The organism is Stenotrophomonas sp. GW821-FHT01H02A (assembly GCF_059422145.1).
Map to the genome: position 1 here is coordinate 1 of NZ_JBWKWI010000024.1, position 1,570 is coordinate 1,570.

Annotated in this window: 3 protein-coding genes; 1 reads left to right on the forward strand and 2 read right to left on the reverse strand. The window is 63.1% G+C overall.

The annotated features are described in order from the left end of the window. Nucleotides 1-154: 154 nt before the first annotated feature. The gene (locus AC07WC_RS17720; RefSeq protein ID WP_495211167.1) at nucleotides 155-523 is read right to left on the reverse strand and encodes a DUF3653 domain-containing protein; all 369 of its coding nucleotides are present in this window, start codon (nucleotides 521-523) and stop codon (nucleotides 155-157) included. Between the two features lie 213 nt (nucleotides 524-736). Between AC07WC_RS17720 and AC07WC_RS17725 the strand changes: the two genes are divergently transcribed. Continuing rightward, on the forward strand, nucleotides 737-1,000 hold the full coding sequence (locus tag AC07WC_RS17725; protein ID WP_123729278.1) for a DUF3653 domain-containing protein: 264 nt from the start codon (nucleotides 737-739) through the stop codon (nucleotides 998-1,000). Nucleotides 1,001-1,037: 37 nt separating this feature from the next. Here AC07WC_RS17725 and AC07WC_RS17730 read toward each other — a convergent pair whose 3' ends face one another. After that, the gene (locus tag AC07WC_RS17730) at nucleotides 1,038-1,445 is read right to left on the reverse strand and encodes a hypothetical protein (RefSeq protein ID WP_495211168.1); all 408 of its coding nucleotides are present in this window, start codon (nucleotides 1,443-1,445) and stop codon (nucleotides 1,038-1,040) included. Nucleotides 1,446-1,570: the final 125 nt, after the last annotated feature.

The following is a 1,570-nucleotide window of genomic DNA, read 5'->3' on the forward strand; positions in this document are numbered from 1 at the left end:
GCAATGGCGGGACGCTGGTTAGCGTAGGCACGCGCCCGGTCGGCACGTTCCCCGAATCGGTGCAGAACCGCTACAGCGGCAGATAAGGCAACTGGCTACGGTGCCGCGAGCAGTAGATCCGGGGTGTAGGGGCTACGCCCCTACGGATAACGCCTCACCCGCGCTTGGGGCGTCGTGGCCCACGTGACATATGGACCACGTTGGAGGGTTCGGCGCCGGTACCGGGATCACCCATGCCCAGCCGTCTCTCTCTGCGATTTCTGACGTACTCACGTAGGTATACGACGCTGGAATCCATTGTGGGGCAGCGCTTTCCAGATGCTGCCGATCGCGTCTGCCGCGGCCGCGCTTCCTCCATCATCAGCCGCCATTCCCGTGCGATGTTGCAGGTCAGCGACCACCAGGTCATGTCGCAGGGTTCAAGGCTGTGGCCCTCGGGGGTGAACATATGGCCGCCCTGAAAGCCGAAACCGGCCCAAGGGCCGGTCATGTCGATACGGTCGTGCGGGTCCAGCGTGGTCATGCTGCGATCTCGTCCTTGTTGGGTTCCCGAGACGGGAGGCAAGACTTGATCCAGAGCCAGACCCACGCCAAACGGCGGATTACGCCATTTCGCATAATGTATATTATGTAAAGCTGCGGGCAGGCTGGCAAGGTACTACGGTGGCCTGCTGAAGCTGCTACTGGCATCGCTCTTGCCTCTCCGTGGTTCCAAGGACAAAGCGAGCATTGATGCATGTGCCAGTACCTGACCGGCCCCTTCGCGGGCTGGAGCGTCAGAGGCAACTACCTAGTCAGCCCTGACGGCGACCGCATGACCCCCGAACGGATTGCCGGGCTGGCGTGGCGCGATCAGATGGAACTCAGGGTCGCCGGGTTCGCCTCCCGGCGCAAGGCCGAGGCCGGACAGCGAAAAGCCGGTCAGCGCCAGATGGTCAAGGTCGTCGTCGTGGACCTGGGCGATTTCCGGGACCGGCACTTCGGACGGTCTGCTGGTTGAAGGCGTATCCGTAGGGGCATCGCCCCTACACCCCGGATCACTGCTCGCGGCACCGCAGCCAGTTGCCTTGGCCGTCCCGTAGCTGCTCCCAGCCATTGCTGAGTCGGCGCATTGCAGTTCCACCAACACACGCCGCGCCAAGTGTTTTGGCATCAGCGCTCCCCAGCCCGGGCAGCTTCACGATGCTCGCGGATGGAACCGGTAGCCCTTGCCGCTTGGCCTCGCTCTGGACGAGGGTCCGCTCAATGTCGTTGCACAGCAACCGCATTCTTGGTTCGACGTGCTGAGGACAGTTCAACGGGGTGGCGCCGAGATTGTTGGGCTGAGCGCGCTTGGGCTCGTACTTGGGCACAGGCTGAGGCCCCGCGGCCGAATGAATCTGCTGTGCTGTGGCGATAGGCGTGACAACTATCGAGATGAAGAACAGTACCTTGCGAACGTCCATGTCAGCCCCCTGTGTGGAAGCCGATTGTAGACCGGCACGTTATCTGCCGCTGTAGCGGTTCTGCACCGATTCGGGGAACGTGCCGACCGGGCGCGTGCCTACGCTAACCAGCGTCCCGCCATTGG